Source organism: Chryseobacterium sp. PET-29 (assembly GCF_025736815.1).
Lineage (GTDB): Bacteria > Bacteroidota > Bacteroidia > Flavobacteriales > Weeksellaceae > Chryseobacterium > Chryseobacterium nepalense.
The window spans coordinates 2,243,828-2,264,606 of the sequence record NZ_CP107053.1; the positions used below are offsets into that span (position 1 = coordinate 2,243,828).

At 40.1% G+C, this 20,779-nt stretch carries 13 protein-coding genes; 5 read left to right on the forward strand and 8 right to left on the reverse strand.

Translation table 11 applies throughout. The features are described 5' to 3' along the window. Positions 1-69 precede the first annotated feature (69 nt). From ODE14_RS09940 to dnaK, 7 genes are all read right to left on the reverse strand, one after another. Positions 70-5,502: a T9SS type A sorting domain-containing protein gene (locus ODE14_RS09940; RefSeq protein WP_263601343.1), complete on the reverse strand. Its 5,433-nt coding sequence runs from the start codon at positions 5,500-5,502 to the stop codon at positions 70-72. 17 nt (positions 5,503-5,519) lie between these two features. Beyond that, positions 5,520-6,458 (reverse strand): formyltransferase family protein, encoded by a 939-nt coding sequence (locus ODE14_RS09945; protein WP_263601344.1) that lies wholly within the window; start codon positions 6,456-6,458, stop codon positions 5,520-5,522. Continuing rightward, positions 6,455-7,576, reverse strand: coding sequence for a hypothetical protein (locus ODE14_RS09950; protein ID WP_263601345.1), 1,122 nt, complete (start codon positions 7,574-7,576; stop codon positions 6,455-6,457). Before ODE14_RS09950 ends, ODE14_RS09945 begins: the two co-directional genes overlap by 4 nt. A 62-nt stretch (positions 7,577-7,638) precedes the next feature. Beyond that, positions 7,639-8,181: a phage tail protein gene (locus ODE14_RS09955; protein WP_248391476.1), complete on the reverse strand. Its 543-nt coding sequence runs from the start codon at positions 8,179-8,181 to the stop codon at positions 7,639-7,641. Positions 8,182-8,213: 32 nt separating this feature from the next. Next, positions 8,214-8,756: a phage tail protein gene (locus ODE14_RS09960; RefSeq protein WP_248391474.1), complete on the reverse strand. Its 543-nt coding sequence runs from the start codon at positions 8,754-8,756 to the stop codon at positions 8,214-8,216. Between the two features lie 45 nt (positions 8,757-8,801). Continuing rightward, positions 8,802-9,341 carry a phage tail protein gene (locus ODE14_RS09965; protein WP_248391463.1) on the reverse strand — a complete coding sequence of 180 codons (540 nt, stop codon included), beginning with the start codon at positions 9,339-9,341 and terminating at the stop codon, positions 8,802-8,804. Between the two features lie 666 nt (positions 9,342-10,007). Then, complete coding sequence (dnaK, locus tag ODE14_RS09970) at positions 10,008-11,903, reverse strand: molecular chaperone DnaK (protein ID WP_263601346.1); 1,896 nt, start codon at positions 11,901-11,903, stop codon at positions 10,008-10,010. Between the two features lie 377 nt (positions 11,904-12,280). On the opposite strand from dnaK, the gene ppk1 reads away from it, so the two are divergent. The 5 genes from ppk1 to ODE14_RS09995 all read left to right on the forward strand — a co-directional run bounded on the left by ppk1 (position 12,281) and on the right by ODE14_RS09995 (position 19,711). Continuing rightward, the gene (gene ppk1 / locus ODE14_RS09975; RefSeq protein ID WP_248391459.1) at positions 12,281-14,353 is read left to right on the forward strand and encodes a polyphosphate kinase 1; all 2,073 of its coding nucleotides are present in this window, start codon (positions 12,281-12,283) and stop codon (positions 14,351-14,353) included. Then, on the forward strand, positions 14,350-15,234 hold the full coding sequence (locus tag ODE14_RS09980) for an exopolyphosphatase (RefSeq protein WP_248391457.1): 885 nt from the start codon (positions 14,350-14,352) through the stop codon (positions 15,232-15,234). The genes ppk1 and ODE14_RS09980 overlap by 4 nt, the downstream gene beginning before the upstream one ends. A gap of 451 nt (positions 15,235-15,685) precedes the next feature. Beyond that, positions 15,686-16,339: an NAD-dependent epimerase/dehydratase family protein gene (locus ODE14_RS09985; protein ID WP_248391455.1), complete on the forward strand. Its 654-nt coding sequence runs from the start codon at positions 15,686-15,688 to the stop codon at positions 16,337-16,339. Then, on the forward strand, positions 16,336-16,488 hold the full coding sequence (locus ODE14_RS09990; protein ID WP_248391453.1) for a hypothetical protein: 153 nt from the start codon (positions 16,336-16,338) through the stop codon (positions 16,486-16,488). The genes ODE14_RS09985 and ODE14_RS09990 overlap by 4 nt, the downstream gene beginning before the upstream one ends. A 181-nt stretch (positions 16,489-16,669) precedes the next feature. Next, positions 16,670-19,711, forward strand: a complete 3,042-nt coding sequence (locus ODE14_RS09995) for a choice-of-anchor I family protein (protein ID WP_263601347.1) — start codon at positions 16,670-16,672, stop codon at positions 19,709-19,711. 111 nt (positions 19,712-19,822) lie between these two features. Here the strand turns inward: ODE14_RS09995 and ODE14_RS10000 are convergent, their stop codons facing one another. Then, complete coding sequence (locus ODE14_RS10000) at positions 19,823-20,437, reverse strand: response regulator transcription factor (protein ID WP_248391449.1); 615 nt, start codon at positions 20,435-20,437, stop codon at positions 19,823-19,825. Between the last annotated feature and the right edge of the window lie 342 nt (positions 20,438-20,779).

Consider the following 20,779-nt stretch of genomic DNA (forward strand, 5'->3'; position numbering starts at 1 on the left):
CTAAGATTAATAAAAAGGACTGCCTAAAATTAGACAGTCCCTTTATTATAATTGATTAAATGTATGAAACTATTTCTTAATGAATTTAAAGGTTTGCATACCATTATCTGTAAATACCTGAATCAGATATACTCCCTGAGGTAAAGCGTGAACATCAATGCTTCTTTCCCCTGATTGTAGTTTCTTTTCAGTTACTCTTCTTCCATCTGCAGCAAAAATTACTGCTTTGGTGATCACTTCCTGTCCGCTGAAATTCAAAATATCTCTTACCGGATTAGGATAAATCTGAAGCTGAGATTTTGTTTTTGTATTATCAGCAACACCAAGAGTAGTATTAATTGCCACTACTGCTAAAGAAGCTATAGACTCACATGATCCTACAGTCTGTGTAGCATAATAAGTAGTATTGTGCACCAAAGCTGTGCTAAGCGGCAGACTGTTTACATGGTTCTGTGCGTCTGAAGATGAAGCATACCACTTGATATTCTGACCAGTTACTACCAAAGCACTCAGAGTACTTCCAGGAGCAAAATTCTGAGGTGAAGTTCCTGTCGGAGCCGCTACCGGAGCTGATTGTGTAATAGTGAATGTTCTGGTTAAAGTACATGCATTAGCATCAGTAACAGTCACAGTGTAAGTTCCAGCTGATAATCCTGTAGCCGTCGCAGCTGTTCCTCCTGATGGAGACCATGAATACGTATAAGGTGCTGTTCCTCCTGAAACGTTAACAGTTGCTACTCCTGTAGATCCGCCATTACATGCGATATTCGTCTGGGAAGTAGTGGCACTAAGTGCTGTAGGCTGAGTAATAGTGAATGTTCTGGTTAAAGTACATGCATTAGCATCAGTAACAGTCACGGTGTAAGTTCCGGCAGATAAGCCTGTAGCCGTTGCAGCTGTTCCTCCTGATGGAGACCATGAATACGTATAAGGTGCTGTTCCTCCTGAAACGTTAACAGTTGCTACTCCTGTAGATCCGCCATTACATGCGATATTCGTCTGGGAAGTAGTGGCACTAAGAGCTGTAGGCTGCGTTACTATTCTACTAACTGTTGCAGTACATCCGTTGGCATCAGTGATGATTACCGTATATGTTCCGGCAGCTAGCCCTGTTCTGTCTTCGGTTGTGATTCCTCCACCCCAGTTGAATGTATAAGGTGCTGTTCCTCCTGCTGGAGTCAAGTTGATCGCGCCGTTAGAAGCGCCGTTACATGCTACATTCGTTACTACCGTTGTTCCGCTTACTGCACTTGCTGGCTGCGTTACTGTGGCATTAACTGTTGCAGTACATCCATTGGCATCAGTGATGATTACCGTATATGTTCCGGCAGCTAGTCCTGTTCTGTCTTCAGTTGTGATTCCTCCACCCCAGTTGAATGTATAAGGTGCTGTTCCTCCTGCCGGAGTCAAGTTGATCGCTCCGTTGGAAGCGCCGTTACATGCTACGTTTGTTACTACCGTTGTTCCGCTTACTGCACTTGCTGGCTGCGTTACTGTGGCATTAACTGTTGCGGTACATCCGTTGGCATCAGTGATGATTACCGTGTATGTTCCGGCAGCTAGTCCTGTTCTGTCTTCGGTTGTGATTCCACCACCCCAGTTGAATGTATAAGGTGCTGTTCCTCCTGCTGGAGTCAAGTTGATCGCGCCGTTGGAAGCGCCGTTACATGCTACGTTTGTTACTACCGTTGTTCCGCTTACTGCACTTGCTGGCTGCGTTACTGTGGCATTAACTGTTGCGGTACATCCGTTGGCATCAGTGATGATTACCGTGTATGTTCCGGCAGCTAGCCCTGTTCTGTCTTCGGTTGTGATTCCTCCACCCCAGTTGAATGTATAAGGTGCTGTTCCTCCTGCCGGAGTCAAGTTGATCGCTCCGTTGGAAGCGCCGTTACATGCTACGTTTGTTACTACCGTTGTTCCGCTTACTGCACTTGCTGGCTGCGTAATAGTGAATGTTCTTGTTAATGTACATCCATTTGCACTAGTAACAGTCACAGTATAGGTTCCAGCTGATAATCCTGTAGCCGTTGCAGCTGTTCCTCCTGATGGAGACCATGAATACGTATAAGGTGCTGTTCCTCCTGAAACGTTAACAGTTGCTACTCCTGTAGATCCGCCATTACATGCGATATTTGTCTGGGAAGTAGTAGCACTAAGAGCCGTTGGCTGTGTAATAGTGAATGTTCTGGTTAAGGTACATGCGTTAGCATCAGTAACAGTTACTGTATAAGTTCCGGCAGATAAGCCCGTAGCCGTTGCAGCTGTTCCCCCTGATGGAGACCATGAATACGTATAAGGTGCTGTTCCTCCTGAAACGTTAACAGTTGCTACTCCTGTAGACCCGCCATTACATGCGATATTCGTCTGGGAAGTAGTAGCACTAAGTGCTGTAGGCTGAGTAATAGTGAATGTTCTGGTTAATGTACATGCATTAGCATCAGTAACAGTCACGGTGTAAGTTCCGGCAGATAAGCCCGTAGCCGTTGCAGCTGTTCCCCCTGATGGAGACCATGAATACGTATAAGGTGCTGTTCCTCCTGAAACGTTAACAGTTGCTACTCCTGTAGACCCGCCATTACATGCGATATTCGTCTGGGAAGTAGTGGCACTAAGAGCTGTAGGCTGAGTAATAGTGAATGTTCTTGTTAATGTACATGCATTAGCATCAGTAACAGTCACGGTGTAAGTTCCGGCAGATAATCCTGTAGCCGTTGCAGCTGTTCCTCCTGATGGAGACCATGAATACGTATAAGGCGCTGTTCCTCCTGAAACGTTAACAGTTGCTACTCCTGTAGATCCGCCATTACATGCGATATTCGTCTGGGAAGTAGTGGCACTAAGAGCTGTAGGCTGAGTAATAGTGAATGTTCTGGTTAATGTACATGCATTAGCATCAGTAACAGTCACGGTGTAAGTTCCGGCAGATAATCCTGTAGCCGTTGCAGCTGTTCCTCCTGATGGAGACCATGAATACGTATAAGGTGCTGTTCCTCCTGAAACGTTAACAGTTGCTACTCCTGTAGACCCCCCATTACATGCGATATTCGTCTGGGAAGTAGTGGCACTAAGAGCTGTAGGCTGGGTCACTGTTCTACTCACTGTTGCGGTACATCCGTTGGCATCAGTAATAGTTACCGTGTATGTTCCGGCAGCTAGTCCTGTTCTGTCTTCCGTTGTGATTCCACCACCCCAGTTGAATGTATAAGGTGCTGTTCCTCCTGCCGGAGTTAAGTTGATCGCTCCGTTGGAAGCTCCGTTACATGCTACGTTTGTTACTACCGTTGTTCCGCTTACTGCACTTGCTGGCTGCGTTACTGTGGCATTAACTGTTGCAGTACATCCGTTGGCATCAGTGATAGTTACCGTGTATGTTCCGGCAGCTAGTCCTGTTCTGTCTTCCGTTGTGATTCCACCACCCCAGTTGAATGTATAAGGTGCTGTTCCTCCTGCCGGAGTCAAGTTGATCGCTCCGTTGGAAGCTCCGTTACATGCTACGTTTGTTACTACCGTTGTTCCGCTTACTGCACTTGCTGGCTGCGTTACTGTGGCATTAACTGTTGCGGTGCATCCGTTGGCATCAGTGATGATTACCGTGTATGTTCCGGCAGCTAGTCCTGTTCTGTCTTCCGTTGTGATTCCACCACCCCAGTTGAATGTATAAGGTGCTGTTCCTCCTGCTGGAGTCAAGTTGATCGCGCCGTTAGAAGCGCCGTTACATGCTACATTCGTTACTACCGTTGTTCCGCTTACTGCACTTGCTGGCTGCGTTACTGTGGCATTAACTGTTGCAGTACATCCATTGGCATCAGTGATGATTACCGTATATGTTCCGGCAGCTAGTCCTGTTCTGTCTTCCGTTGTGATTCCTCCACCCCAGTTGAATGTATAAGGTGCTGTTCCTCCTGCCGGAGTCAAGTTGATCGCTCCGTTGGAAGCGCCGTTACATGCTACATTCGTTACTACCGTTGTTCCGCTTACTGCACTTGCTGGCTGCGTTACTGTGGCATTAACTGTTGCGGTACATCCGTTGGCATCAGTGATGATTACCGTGTATGTTCCGGCAGCTAGCCCTGTTCTGTCTTCGGTTGTGATTCCTCCACCCCAGTTGAATGTATAAGGTGCTGTTCCTCCTGCCGGAGTCAAGTTGATCGCGCCATTAGAAGCGCCGTTACATGCTACATTCGTTACTACCGTTGTTCCGCTTACTGCACTTGCTGGCTGATCAATCGTAAATGTTCTTGTAGATTGGCATCCCAAATTATCCGTTACCGTTACAGTATAAGTTCCGGCAGATAAACCTGTAGCCGTTGCAGCGGTGCCACCGAAAGGTGCCCAAGAATATGTATAAGGTGCAACACCACCTGATGGTACTACCGTAGCAACACCATTGGACCCGCCATTACAGGATACATCAGTTTTGCTTCCTGTGGTACTTATGCTTACAACCGTTAATGTAGCAGCATTAGAAGTAGCAGAGCCTGAACCGATAGCCACGGCACGATACTGATAGCCGTTCATGGCTGAAGTAGCTCCCGTGATGGTCAAAGTATTGGTTGTAACTCCTGAATAAGGAGCGGTGTTAGTCAAAGCAATAAATCCACTACCAGAATTCTGATACCACTGGTAAGAACTAGCCCCTGAAGCAGCAACCGTAAAGGTAGTAGTGCCTCCTGCACATATAGTTCTGTTTGCCGGACTTGCCGTAATTACAGGATTACTGGCCAAGAACGTACACCCTGAATACTGCGATCCTGCAGCAGTACTAAGTGTCCAGTTGGCATTATTCATGACCGCTGTTCTTATATTGGCAACTGTTGATGTTGGAACACCGGTACAGTTAAACTTTCCGGATCTAGCCACTGTGACACCAGATACCGGCCCTGTATAAAATGCATTCGTACCTCCCGTAAGTCCTGGTGGCATTAATGAAGCATTGGGACTTCCAACCGCATCACTATTCCATGCAGCTGTTGTAGATCCTGCTGTATAAAAATAATTGATACCGGCAATACAAGTCACATTAGCACCTGTAACACTACCGTTTCCTCCCTGGAAAGCTATAATCTGATCTCCCACAGATGATAAAACCAATCCATTGGAAGATGTTCCGTCGGTAAGCGCTACAGTACCATTGGGTATAGATGTACTTGTTGCAGGATTATAAACAGAAGCTGACAACGCTGAAATATACACTTCAGTACCGGCCGGCAACGCAGTACCGCTGGTCCATGTAATTGCAGATTCTGTTGATCCGGCTGCTTGCCAGGCATTGCTTCCCTGATATCCCCGATCGGTAAAGCTTATTTGTGTTCCGCTTGAAATAGGGGCAAGCAAAACAAATGAAAATACATCTACCGAAGTAGAACTCGAATCATAAGAGGTAAACGCAATCCCTCCGGGAGAGAGCGTCGTCTGAGCCTGGGCATATCCCAGCAACGACGCTCCCATAATGACGACTGTTTTCGCCAGCGTTCTAATTGTAGAATAAAAATTTTTCATTTTTAATTATATTTAAGTTATAAGTTCAAAAATTGTTCACCATTTCTAAGCCCGAAAGCAGATAATTTATGTCCGCTCATGAAGCCCTCTTCGACGTAGACGATATCTAGTCTCAGATGTGAATTATCATTACATTTAACAATTAACCCATTTTCCTTATCCAAAGAAAGTATGGTTCCGGGAGTTCCCGTATGATGATTTGCAATCTCAACGGACGTAGCTTCCACTAGCCTGATATTCCATCCGTTCCATTGAGTATACGCTCCTTTATTCCAGGGATTACATGCTCTTATTAATGCTTCAATGGTTTCAGCATCCTGCTTCTCCCAGGAAATACAAACATCTGTAGCACCTGGTTTCGGATAATACCGGGCCATTTCTTCGTTTTGTTCCGTTCCTAAAAAATTTCTTTGTAAAAGGTTTAAAAGTTCATTTAAAAGATTGGCGCCTAACCACGACAAGTGAGTGCATAATGCCCCATGTGTCATTTCCGCAGTAACAGGAATATTTTTTTTAAGAATAATGGCTCCTTTATCGATATACCGATCAATAACATGAACAGTAATTCCCGATTGTCCAGAACGGCTTCTTATGGTTTCAAAGACAGGATCTGCCCCTCGCATTTCCGGCAAAAGCCCGTAATGAAAGTTGTAAAATTTACCAGAATAAAGCGCAAGAATTTCAGAAGAAATTTTCCAGGGAAAAGTCATGGTAAAAACGGTATTGGCGCCGGAAACCTCCATCATATTTTTTATCTGACCGGTGCAGCTTTCGGATGTCATAATAAAAAGAGGTATTCCTGACTGCTTTGAAAGCATGGAGCAAAATTCGATAACTTCCGGATTCTTATCAGGCACTCCTAACGCACAAAGCCGGCCTGCAGCATGTAAAGCCTGCAAAGCCGGAAATGCCATCCGGTTATTACATAAAACTGCTATTTTAAATGGACCTGTCATGATTCTAAGCACGCATATGCATTAAGCCACGTATTGGCCTCTACAGTTCTTATATATTCAATATTCCTTTCTAACGCTTCGCGTTCCATTTCTGTAACCGAGGCTGCATAACAGTCTTTTAAAAGACAGTTTCCTGTTTTGTCATCTTTTGAAACGGTCGCATAATAAACTTCAGTCTCCGAAAATCCGTTTTCAGGATTCATATATACTTTTCCACGTGGTGAATGAATGGTCATTTCATTAAACTCTGTATTTTCCAGTCCTATCAACTGTGCAGCTTCCCATCCCAATAAAGAGAAAAGGTTGGCTTTACCATATTTAATTCCATCCATTATATTTACAAAAGTTTCATTTTCAGGAATCTTCAAATTTCTTGACCAGGCTATTGCTGTACTCCAATCATATCCGGGATATGGTATTTTTCCCAACCAGGTTTCATCCGCAGTAAATCCCGTACCATATACTTTATAATGGCCGGACATTTCGCTGCTTCCCGCAAAAAAGTCTTCAGCCATATCACCACAAAAAGTTGCAAGTACCGCAGTGTTCTGTTCTTTTTCAAGAAATTCCGTAAGTGGTTTCAATGTAAAATCAGAACGCTTTAAAGAAGTAATGTGGTTAAAAACTATAGATCCTCCTTTTTCTTCAGCAGCAGCTGCATATACATAAGAAGGACGGTATCCTGCATCATAAAAAGAGCAGCTGAATGCAAAATTCCTGAATCCGTCTTCAATGGCTTTATGTGTTATTACACGTGTACAAAGGCCACCCTGAAGAGAGATAAACCATGCATTTGAAAGCTTTTTGCTGAATTTAGGAAAATGATAACCACTATCAAGAACGATGAGGGTTTTTCCCGAAGATTCAAAAAGAGGATGTATAAATTCTGCTGAAAAAGGATTCATATATCCTATTATGACATCTGTACCGGCGAGCAAAAACTGTTCGCAATGATCATAAATTTCCTCGTTTTTTGCAGCAACCCCAATTCCTGCTGAAATGATTTCATGGTATCCTTCCAGTCCCATATTCTTAAGGGATTGTTTGAAACCGTCCATAATATCAAATGAAATAGACGGATAAATAACAGAGCGCGGTAAAAGTAAAGCTATTTTCATATTCTTAATAAAGTCAGTCTGCGGCAAACTGTTTTGCCGCAGACTGAATTAATAAATGCTAATTAAGATCTTGACGGAAAAATCCCGTACATACAGATGATGTAATTCATTCCCAGATAAGGCTGACGAATACTCATCGGCTGCCCTGCTCCTGAAACGCTTAACGCGAATGCATTAGGTATTGCTTTCATGGTGCTGTCTGGCTGCTCGCTAGAATACAAACCCTGTAATGATGCAAGTGTACTGCCTGCAGGAGAACCTGTATTTCCTTCATCTGAAAATGTTTTTATTGAAACTGTTTCAGACCCTGCAGTGTGCGTATGCGTTGGCATGTGCTGTATATCGCAGGTTACCGTTTCAGTACCTGCTGTCATTCCTAATTGAAATACTTTGGTTCCTGCTCCGGTACCGGTTCCCACAGCTGTTCTTCCTGCAAAATTCGGCAGCATGAAGGTTGTTGTCCCGTTACCTCCGTACATTGTACCCAAAAGCGCAAAAAGTGCCTGGTTAGTACTAATCGATATTGTCTGCCCCTGACAAAACGCCCAATACTTGGGAGCAAAATTTCCGGCAAACATTCTTATTTCTGACATGGTTCCTTCCATAATAATCGTTTTTCTATTAATAGTTAAATGAATTAATCCTGTCTTGGTGGATAATACCCTTCAAGACAAATAATGTAGTTGGTTGCCAATACAGGCTGTATAATACTAAATGGAACATTGCTTCCAACAGCAGATATAGAACCTGTTGTGGTAGCCGGTGCGATAAAAGTATCTGGTGCCTGAGTGGAATATGCTGCAGCTGAACCTGCGAGTACGTTACCTGCCGGAGATCCCGTATTACCTTCATCTGAAAAACATGGAAATGCAATTGTTGCTGCTGCGGTATGGCTGTGCGCAGGCATTTGCGCGGTAGTCATGGTAACCGTTTCAGTTCCGCCTACCTCTCCTAAATCTATAGGAGTAAGACCAGCTCCCTGGCCTGTTCCTACAGCAACTCTTCCTCGAAGATCCGGAACGCCGAACGTATTGCGGCCATCGCCACCGAAAGTAGTTCCTAATATTGTGTATACTGCCTCAAATTGTGAGATACTATAAAGTGTTCCGTCGCAGAAAGCCCAGCCAAGCGGAGCAAAATTTCCACCAAATAAACGCACTTCTCCTATATAACCTTCCATAATGATATCTTTAATTGTTATTAATTTTATTTTAAATTTCAGTAATTATCCTCTTGGAGGAAAAGTCCCGTAAAGGCAAATAATATAATTCATTCCAAGTGAAGGCTGAACAATAGTGAGCGCGTTATTCCCCCCCGAAACACCTACCTGCAATGCCATCGGAATTGGTTTTGTCGTAGAGTCGGTACCCTGATTGCTGTACATCGATGCCTTTGATGCGAGGATATTGTTCGCCGGAGTTCCCGAATCCCCTTCATCCGAATAAGCAGGAATTACAACATTCCCTGACAAATTATGGGTATGAGCAGGCAAATTTGACATGGTGAGAGTTACAGAGTTTGTACCTGTCGCTTCTCCCAAACTGTAATATGATAAACCGGGACCCTGCCCTGCACCTACAGCCGACCTTCCCGCAAGGTTCGGGAGACCGAAGGTAGTTATCCCATCTCCTCCATAGGTATTTCCTAGAAGTGAAAACAAGGCCGTATTTGACCTGATAGCCAATAAAGCGCCATTACAATACTGCCATGATTTGGGAGCAAAGTTTGCGGCAAAAAGTCGGATTTCTCCAATTGTTCCGTCCATAATTATTGTTTTTAAAATGAAAATTTATTAAAGTATAACCTACTCAGGAGAATGATAAATAGAATCCCAACCTGAATAAATTGTTAAGCTGTCAGCAGATGTCGGAGTGAAAGAAGCATCCATACAGTAAAATTCAAACAATGTTTGAAAGCCCGTATTTTACGATCTTATTAGTCCCGAAAATGTGATATTAATTTGGAAAAGAATAGTTTACTATGATTTTCATGATTATTTATTTTAGTTTTTTAGTTTTATGAGTGATAAACTGCTTTACAGTAATCACATCTTATTACAAATTTAAATTTATTATTGACATAATTGCTATTTATTAAAAAAAATTAGTTAATAATTTATTATTTCTAATTTATATTCATTTTTAAAGCAATATGACTCAGCAATTATTTTCCCGATAAAATTAAACATTACCGTATTAGCTGAATTAAGTATTTATACTGAATTTGCATTAAAATTTGCAACATACCACGATTACAAATCCTGCAGATTTTGTTTATTGGTGAATGTTTTTAAGCCAATTCCGATTTATAATTTTATAAGTGTCTGAGTTATAAAACATAATGATCTTTAACGTCATAAAGTCAATTTCCAGCATAAAAAAACCGCTTTAAACTTGCGTTTAAAGCGGCCTTTATTTTTATGAAGTTATGCTTATTTTACTTCTTCAAAGTCTGCATCCTGTACATCATCTGCTCCTGCATTGTTACCACCAGGGTTTTGAGCTCCTGCATCGGCACCAGGCTGCTGTCCTGCTGCATACAATTCTTCTGAAGCTGCCATCCATGCTGCATCAAGTGCTTCTGTTTTAGCTTTTACATCATCTGCATTTTTAGCTTCAAAAGCGGTTTTCAATTCTGCATGAGCAGTTTCGATTGCTGCTTTTTTGTCTGCAGATAACTTATCACCAAACTCTTTCAGTTGCTTTTCAGTCTGGAAGATCAATCCGTCTGCTTTATTGAAGATTTCAACTTCTTCTTTTTTCTTAGCATCAGCAGAAGCATTTTCCTGAGCTTCTTTTTTCATTCTTTCGATTTCCTCATCAGAAAGACCTGAAGAAGCCTGGATTTTGATAGACTGCTCTTTACCTGTTCCTTTATCTTTCGCAGAAACACTTAGGATACCATTCGCATCAATATCGAAAGTTACTTCAATTTGAGGAACTCCTCTTGGTGCCGGTGGAATATCTGTAAGATCGAATCTACCGATTTCCTTGTTATCATTGAACATTGGTCTTTCACCCTGTCCTACTCTGATGCTTACAGCAGGCTGATTATCAGAAGCTGTTGAGAATACTTCAGATTTTTTAGTTGGGATCGTTGTGTTTGCTTCAATTAATTTAGTGAAAACAGAACCCATTGTTTCGATACCTAAAGAAAGCGGCGTAACGTCTAATAAAAGAACGTCTTTTACATCTCCTGTTAAAACCCCTCCCTGGATAGCAGCACCAATTGCCACAACCTCATCCGGGTTAACTCCTTTAGACGGTTTTTTACCGAAGAATTTTTCCACTTCTTCCTGAATGATCGGGATTCTCGTAGAACCACCTACCAGGATTACTTCATCGATATCTGAAGTTGATAAACCTGCATCTTTCAATGCTTTAGCAACCGGCTCCATAGATCTTCTAACAAGATCTGCAGATAACTGCTCAAATTTCGCTTTCGTTAAAGTCTTCACTAAGTGTTTAGGACCTGTAGCGGTAGCGGTAATATATGGAAGGTTGATTTCTGTTTGTGGAGAAGAAGATAATTCGATTTTTGCTTTTTCAGCAGCTTCTTTTAATCTCTGTAATGCGATAGCATCAGATTTTAAATCAACGCCTTCTTCAGCTTTGAATTCATCTGCCATCCAGTTGATGATCACATCATCAAAGTCGTCACCTCCTAAGTGCGTATCACCATTTGTAGACAATACTTCAAATACACCGTCTCCTAAATCAAGGATAGAAATATCGAAAGTACCACCACCAAGGTCATATACTGCGATTTTCTGATCTTTATGGTTTTTATCAAGACCATACGCTAACGCTGCAGCAGTAGGCTCGTTGATAATTCTTTCTACTTTAAGACCTGCAATTTCACCGGCTTCTTTGGTAGCCTGTCTTTGTGCATCATTGAAGTATGCAGGAACAGTAATTACCGCTCTTGTCACTTCCTGACCAAGATAATCTTCTGCAGTTTTCTTCATTTTCTGAAGGGTCATTGCAGAAATTTCCTGCGGAGTATATTCTCTGTCGTCGATTTTTACTTTTACGGTATCGTTTGGCCCGCTTACTACTTTATAAGGTACTCTTGAGATTTCAGAGGCATCATCTTTAAAATGTGTTCCGATAAATCTTTTGATAGAGTACACCGTTTTTGTAGGGTTAGTAACTGCTTGTCTTTTCGCAGGATCCCCCACTTTTCTTTCACCATCTTCTGTAAATGCTACAATAGAAGGAGTTGTTCTTTTACCTTCTGCGTTAGGGATAACAACAGGGTCTTTGCCCTCCATTACAGCAACACAAGAGTTGGTTGTACCTAAGTCAATTCCGATTATTTTACTCATAATATTTTTATTTTTTCTATTTTTAATTTTAATTTACATTCTGTATTTCTCAATATTTGTACCATTCAAATTTTTATGACAAATTGACACACCCCATTTGAAATCAGCAATAACAATGAGATTTTAAAGCTAACCGATCATATGATAACGATACTGTAAAGGTGGATTTTAACCAGTATTGCTGTTCAAAATGTCACTTTTTAATTTATATTATTAATTTCATAAGCATATTTCTATTCCATAGGTTTTTTTAATAACTTTAATCACTATAAAAAATTAATTGCATCGGGCTTTATTAAATTTAATTAAAGCTTAACGTTGAAATACTTCAATAAAAAAAGGTGAATTATTATTTTTGATAAATTATAAACTAGCGAATGTCATTACATTTTAATCCGAGAGATATTACCTGGCTTGCCTTCAATGAGAGGGTGCTACAGGAAGCAATGGACGAGAAAGTTCCTTTGCATTTGAGAATCCGTTTTTTAGGAATTTTTTCAAATAATTTAGATGAATTTTTCAGAGTTCGCGTTGCCGGGTTAAAACGTGCCATGGATTTCAAAGAAAAAGTAATTGCCGAATCTTTTTATCAGCCTCCTTCAAAAATTCTTCAGAAAATCAATGATATTGTTATGAGGCAGCAACAGAATTTTGATAAAACGTGGAAGAAAATCCAGGGCGAAATGGCGGATCATCATGTATTCATCAAAGCTCCCAAAAACTTAACCCCAAAACAGAAAGAGTTTGTAAGAAACTATTTTGATGAAGTGGTAGAATCAAACGTGATCCCGATTCTGCTCCATGAAAATACCCCAATGCCTTATATGAGAGACAAAAGTCTCTATCTAGGTGTTGCCATGAGAAAAAAGGATTGGCAGTATTCCAGCAATTATGCCATTATAGAGATTCCATCGCGTTTTGTAGGAAGATTTGTCCTGCTTCCGACTGAAGATCCGCAGGAAAAAGATGTCATGCTTCTGGAAGACGTGATTACGTTCAACCTACCGCATATTTTTTCGTATTTCGGATATGATGAATTTTCGGCGAATGCTTTTAAAGTAACCAAAGATGCGGAACTGGATCTTGATAATGATATCAGAACCAATTTTGCCGAAAAAATCGAAAAAGGATTAAAAAACAGGAGAAAGGGAAAACCTACCCGTTTTGTTTTTGATAAAGATATGGATAAAGCACTTCTCGAGATGCTGATCCGAAAATTGAATTTATCCAAAAAGGACAGTATTATTCCTGGTGGAAAGATTCATAATTTCAAACATTTTATGGATTTCCCGGATGTTTTCGAGAAATATGAAAGGCCTGTAGAAAGAACTTCTTTTACCCATCCTGACTTTGAAAACGGTAACCGTGTAACAGACGTTATTTTAAAACAGGATGTTCTTTTAACATTTCCTTATCATAAATACAATCCCGTTATTGACCTCCTTCGGGAGGCGGCGATGGACCCTGATGTAAAATCCATTCAGATTACGGCATATCGTCTGGCGAGTAATTCAAAAATAATCAACGCATTAATTTATGCCGCAAGAAACGGCAAAGAGGTTACCGTTATGCTTGAGCTGCAGGCAAGGTTTGATGAAGAGTCTAACCTCGAATGGAAAGAAATGCTGGAACCGGAAGGAATTACAGTATTGATAGGTATTCCGAACAAGAAAGTACATGCCAAATTGTGTATCATCAAAAAAAGATCCCACAACAAAACCATTCAGTACGGGTTTATAAGTACCGGAAATTTTAATGAAAAAACAGCAAGAATTTACGGCGATCATTTGCTGATGACAGCCGACCGCGGAATCATGGCAGATATCAATAAAGTGTTCAATATCCTTAAAAAACCAAAGGTTGACTTTCTGCCTGTTCTTAAAACCTGCAAAAATCTTTTGGTATGTCCGCAATTCATGAGGGAAAAGATCGTTCATCATATCGATAAAGAAATTGAAGAAGCAAAAGCAGGAAGACATGCGGAGATGATCATTAAAGCCAATTCGGTGAGTGACAGATCGCTGATTGAAAAATTGTATGAGGCTGCTAACGCCGGAGTTCATATCAGAATGATCGTAAGAGGTATTTACTGTGCGGTAAACCAGAAGGATTTTAAAGAAAAAATTAAGGCGATCAGTATTGTAGATGAATATCTGGAACATGCCAGAGTCATGTATTTTTATAATAAAGGTGCTGAAGATATGTATATTTCATCAGCAGACTGGATGACCAGAAATTTGGATTACAGAATTGAAGCCGCTGCCAAAGTCACCGATAAAAACCTTAAGAAAGAACTGAAAGATATTCTTGACATACAGTTGAAAGATAATGTAAAAGCTCGTATTTTAGACAAAAAATTGAGTAACGAGTACATTCATAATGATAAAGAAGAATGCCGTTCCCAGATTGAAACCTATCGATACTTACATGCTAAAACAAACAAAAAATGAAGATTGCAGCCATAGACATCGGAAGTAATGCGGCCAGACTGCTGATTAATGAAGTAAAGATTAATAATAAACAGCCTGAATTCATCAAGCTCAATCTCTTGAGAATTCCTCTGAGACTGGGAATGGATGTGTTCACCCTTGGAAAAATCGGTGAGGAGCGTGAGAAAATGGTGATTGATTCTATGAAGATCTTCAGTGACCTGATGAAAATTTATAAGGTAGAACATTACAGAGCCTGCGCGACAAGTGCCATGCGTGATGCTGCCAATGGCCGGGACATCATTGATGAAGTAAAAAAAACCTCCGGAATTGATATTGAAATTATTTCGGGAGACGAAGAAGCTTCCCTGGTTTTTGAAAATCACATTGCAGAAGGCCTTGATAAAGATTTTGCCTACCTTTACATTGATGTTGGCGGTGGCTCTACTGAACTTACCTTCTATGAAAACGGCAAAATGCTGTATGAGAAATCTTTCAACATCGGGACGATCCGCTTACTGAATAATTTGGTAACCCCCGATAACTGGAAGGACATGAAGGAAGAGATCAGGAAAAATATCAACAGCAAAAAGCCTGTTGTTGCGATCGGTTCAGGCGGGAACATCAATAAAGTTTTTTCGATGAGCAAAACGAAAGACGGCAAACCGATGTCCTCATCACATCTTAAGAAAGTCTACAAAGAGTTCAATGACCTTACCGTGGATGAAAGAATGACAAAATACAATCTCCGCGAAGACAGAGCAGATGTGCTGGTTCATGCCTTAAAAATTTTCAATAACGTGATGACATGGTCTGAAATCAATAGGATTTTTGTCCCTAAGATCTCTGTAGCAGACGGTTTGATCCATAATATTTACAGTACTTTACAGGACAAAAAATAATTATCTCAATAGAATTAAAACCGGTCAGTGATCGGTTTTTTTGTTGATTCAATTTGTTTCTTTTTTAAATAGTGAAGAAGTGACAACCACCCTAGCCTTGATTGAGCGGTATGTTTGAGCTCTTTTCCATTTCCATTTTGCGGCGGCGAAGCCGCCGCAAAATGGAAATGGAAAAAGCGAGTAGCGAAAGCAAGAAAAAGCTTCCAATAAAAAAATATATTGCTTTTCGATGCAATCTAATTGCTCCTTAAAAAAATAACAAATACAATTCGACGGAGTCAAAAAGCTTCCAATAAAAAAATATATTGCTTTTCGATGCAATCAAATTACTCCTTAAAAAAAATAACAAATACAATTCGACGGAATTAAAAAAACTCAATATATATAATTTTTCATCTTCCATAAAGTAAAATTGGGGTTCGGAACGTCAGCAATAATACAATATTAAATAATGAACTCAATTAAAGTAATTCTCACAGGAGCCACCGGAATGGTGGGCGAAGGTGTTCTGATGGAATGCCTTGAAAACCCCAATATTTCGGAAGTTCTGAGTGTAAGCCGTAAGACCAGCGGAAAAAAGCATGCTAAACTGAAAGAATATATCATTCCCGATTTTCTCGCCATGAATCTTCATGATGAAAACCTAAAAGGTTATGACGCTGTTTTCTTTTGCGCAGGAATAAGCAGTATGGGAATGAGCGAAGAGGAATATACCAGAATAACCTTTGATACAACGATCCATTTTGCCAAGGCTGCACTCAGCCAGAATCCGGATATGGTATTTAACTACGTTTCAGGTGCATATACCGATAGTACAGAGAGCGGAAAGATCATGTGGGCAAGAGTAAAGGGGAAAACGGAAAATACGTTGAGGAAGCTTGGATTCAGTGCTGCATACAATTTCCGGCCCGGATTTATGAAACCTGTTGAGGGGCAGAAGAATGTAAAATGGTTTTTTAAACCTTTTATTTTATTTTTTCCGGTGATATTTCCTTCAAAATCATTAACTTTACATGAAGTGGGTAGAGCAATGATCAACGCAGTACAAAAAGGATACCCCACCTCAACATTAGAAATCAAGGACATTAAAAATCTGGCGATATGAAAGGAATGATAAAAAGAATTTTTCTGGTTGCTTTTATTTTATTGGTTCTGACTGCTATTTCGGGTTTTTTCTATATGCAGAAACATCCTCTTGACGGGAGAAAAGCAACGGGAAAAAATCTGAATTTTTCGGGCCATGTGTCCAAGTAGGAAAAACTAATATTTCGTGAAGTTCAAAGATCGTTTTAGAGAATTCTGATGACGGTTCATCGCCTGCGATGTAATATTTTTCCATTCATCTTAAACCTATTTATTAATCATTTATTAAAATTACCTTAAAATATTTAAAAAGTAGAAACCCCATTTTTGCATAAATTTAATATCAGCAAAAATGATTAATAACTATTTTTTGAAAGGTTCTGTTATAGCTGCATTTTTCCTTCAGGGAGCGGTTTTTGGACAGACATCCCTTATCCACTACTGGAATTTTAACAATAATACTTCTGTTGCTGCCATTACCACTCCTACAGTAAGCTTAACAGGAGGATCACTGAACGCAGTGATTAATGGGACGACAGAGATCGATTTTGCAGGCGGAACAGGACAGAATTTCAATGTTGAAAATCTGAATGCCAGAAACGGAGATGCCGCAGGAACCCATTTACGATATAACTTCCCTATTAACGGAAACCTGCAGTTCAATCTACCTACGACAGGGTATCAAAATGTAGTTGTAAAATTTACAACAAGAAGATCCGGTTCCGGAGCGGGAACACAGACATGGTCTTATTCTACGGACGGAACGATATTTCAGACATACCAGACCATTTCCCCGCAGGATGCCAACCCGCAGCTGATTACATTTGATTTTTCCGGAGTGAGCGGCGTTTCCAACAACCCAAATTTTAAGCTTAAAGTTGAATTCTCTCCAACTGGCGGCGGAAGTGTGGGAAATAACCGGTTTGATAATTTTACCGTAGATGCAACTGCTGTAAACGGAGCCGACACAACGCCACCAACAGTAACGTATCTTCCGGCAAATAATACAAATAATGCTTCTTCTACCGCAAATCCTACTATCACATTCAACGAAAATGTAAGGCTGCTGGATAATTCTGCAATTACCAATGCTAATGCACAAAATCTGGTTGATTTCCGGTTAACAGATGCTTTGGGAGCACAGGTTCCTTTCACTACAACATTTGCGAATAATACAATCACCATAATTCCTGTTTCTGGTTTAGCGACCAATCAGACTTATTTTCTGGCTTTAAAGCCGAATACCGTTGAGGATACGAGTGACAATGCCGTAAGTACGGTGACTTCTTCCACTTTTACTACTGCGGGAACTTCCGTTTCATTAGATAAAAATTTTATTAAAGTCAATGAAAATGCAGGAACATTAGCATTTAAGCTAAATATTGCAAATCCATCAAATGGTACCGTGAATCTTGTGGTAAAACCTGCTCCGTTCAGTACTGCGGACAGTAATGATTTTACATTGGCCAATCAGACCATTACGATTAATCCTTCTACAACAAGCTATACCGTGAATATTCCGATCATTGATGATATAGCTGAAGAACAGCAGGCAGAATATTTTGTAGTGAGTCTTGAAAGTCCTGTTGGGGCAACCATTTCCGGAGACAATAATGCAACAATTTATATTATTGATAACGACAAGCAGGCACCTGTTCCGTCAAATCAGATTGCCCTAAACTATATCGGAAGTTTTGATCCTTCCGGAAACAACAACAGTTCTACGGAAATTGTTGTTCATGATCCCGCAACTCAGAGATTATTTACCATCAGCTCCATTACGGATGTTTTTGATATTATTAACTTTAGCAATCCTACAACCCCAACAGTAATCAATACTATCAACATGGCTCCGTACGGAGGTATTACCAGTATTGCCGTAAAAAACGGAATCATCGCTGCCGCTTCTCCGAATACCAATCCGCAACAGAATGGCTCCGTAGTTTTCTTTGATATCAACGGGAATTTCCTGAAACAGGTAACCGTAGGTGCTTTGCCGGATATGATTACTTTCTCACCGGACGGTACAAAAGTAATGACCGCTAACGAAGGAGAACCGAATGATGCTTACACCGTTGATCCTGAAGGTACAATCAGCATCATTGATATTTCAGGCGGAATTGCAAACCTTACCCAATCTAATGTAACAACCCTAAATTTTAATGCATTTGATGCTCAGGTTGCTGCTTTAACAGCAACAGGCCTAAGAAAAGTGAGAACGAACAACACCCTTTCCCAGGATCTGGAACCGGAATATATTACGATCAGTTCAGACAGTCAGAAAGCATGGGTTACGCTTCAGGAAAACAATGCGGTAGCAGAGGTGAATTTAGCGACAAAAACAATTACCGGAATCTGGGGACTGGGTAAAAAAGACATGAGCATTCCCGGAAACGGCTTCGATGCATCGGATAACAATAATGAAATTTTAATCGCCAACTGGCCTGTAAAAGCGTACTACACTCCGGATGCGGTTCAGAATTATAAAGTGGGGAATACTCATTATATTGTTACGGCCAACGAAGGAGATGAAAAAGATCTTTCAGGCTTCAGCGAAAGAACAACGGTGGGAGCAAATAATTATAGTCCTGATCCAGCTTTGTTTCCTCAGGCAGCGATTTTGAAAGCTTCTTATAATTTGGGCAGATTCAGAGTTTCTAATGCTACAGGAAATACAGATGGCGACGCAGATTTTGAAGAGATTGCAGCGTTAGGCGCACGTTCTTTTTCTATATTTAATGCAGATACAAGACAGATTGTTTACGACAGTGGAGATCAGTTTGAGCGGTATATTGCAGCTAATCATCCTTTGATCTTCAATGCTGATAATGAATCAAATACTGTAAAGAACAGAAGCCGCGCGAAAGGCCCGGAGCCGGAAGGTGTGGCTCTAGGAACGATCAATGGGCAGACTTATGCTTTTATTACTTTGGAAAGAACCGGCGGTGTGATGGTTTACAATATTACAGACCCTAATAATCCAACATTTACCGATTACAAACATTCGCGTATGACTTCTGCTTATGGTGGCGATAACGGACCTGAAGGAATTATCTACGTAGCTCCTGAAAATACAACAACAGGTAAAGGCTATGTAATCATCGCCAACGAAATAAGCGGAACTTTATCCATGTATGAAGTTGCGGGCGCCCCTACTCTGGCAACAGGTGAGATAAAAACAGAAAAGACTACCTTTAATGTATTCCCAAATCCTGTTACCAAAGGAAATACTCTTTATTTCAACAGAATGCAGGATTATGAGCTGTACGACATGTCCGGAAAATTAATCAGAAAAGATAAAAAGGCTTTAACTATTGATACTTCTGAACTTTCTACAGGAGTTTATCTTTTGAAAACTTCAGAAGGACAAACAAAAAGAGTTGTTGTAAAATAGAATACATTATTTAGTTGATTTGAATAAGCCCTTTACCGGGCTTTTTTATCCTTAAAATAAATATTCTTTAAAAAAATCAATCCCGGCGAATTTCTCTGCCGGGATTTATAATTAATGCATATCGTCATAAATTCTTACAAGATCAACTACATTTTTCACCTGCAGCTTTTCAAAGATTTTTTTCTTATAAGTACTTATGGTAGACATCTTAAGGTTCAGTATGTTTGAAATTTCTATATTCCCGTTTCCCTGTGCGAGAAGTTTAAAAATCTGAAATTCTCTTTTAGAAAGTCTTTCTACAGAATGGCTGCCCGCAGTATGAGTAACCAGCTTCTTCATCATATCCACGGTATAATAATAGCCTTCCTCAAACATGGAATTTACCGCGGTAATGATTTCAGATTCTGAGGCTCCTTTGTTGAGATATCCGGCAGCTCCCTCTTCTATGTATTGTATCCCTACATTGTCATCATAAGTTGAAAAAAATAAAATCTTAAGGTGTTTTTGCTTTTTCTTAAGATCTTTTACCATTGCCCTAAAAATACTTCCCGGTATATCAATATCAATAATTAAAAGATCATATACCTTTTCAGAAACCATATCCTTTGTATCGGAGTATGTTTCAGCAAAATCTATATTACAATGATATTGGAGTTTTGACTTTAGCACCAGAGCTGTACCTGTTCTTACTACATAGTGACCGTCAGCAATGAGTATATTTTTCATAGAGTTAGTTTTTTAAATAAAAGTCCCAGTCAAACGGGAAACAGCTTCTCTTTATTGTTATGTTTTCAATACAAGTTACAGACCAAATACCATATACATTTCTATCCATACCTTTCTATCAGGAGTTTTATTAAAGTTATTACAACGGTTTTATGATTCCGGAAATTCAGGAACCTAATAATTGAAAATAATTTTTATAAAATCTTTAAAAATTATTAAACATATAAATTAAATGAATAAAAAAGTATGTTACAAGCATTCATCCTTATCTTAGCGCTGTAAATATTTTCTACAAAAATAATACATAAAATATTCATGGGCATGTAGAAATATTACTATAAA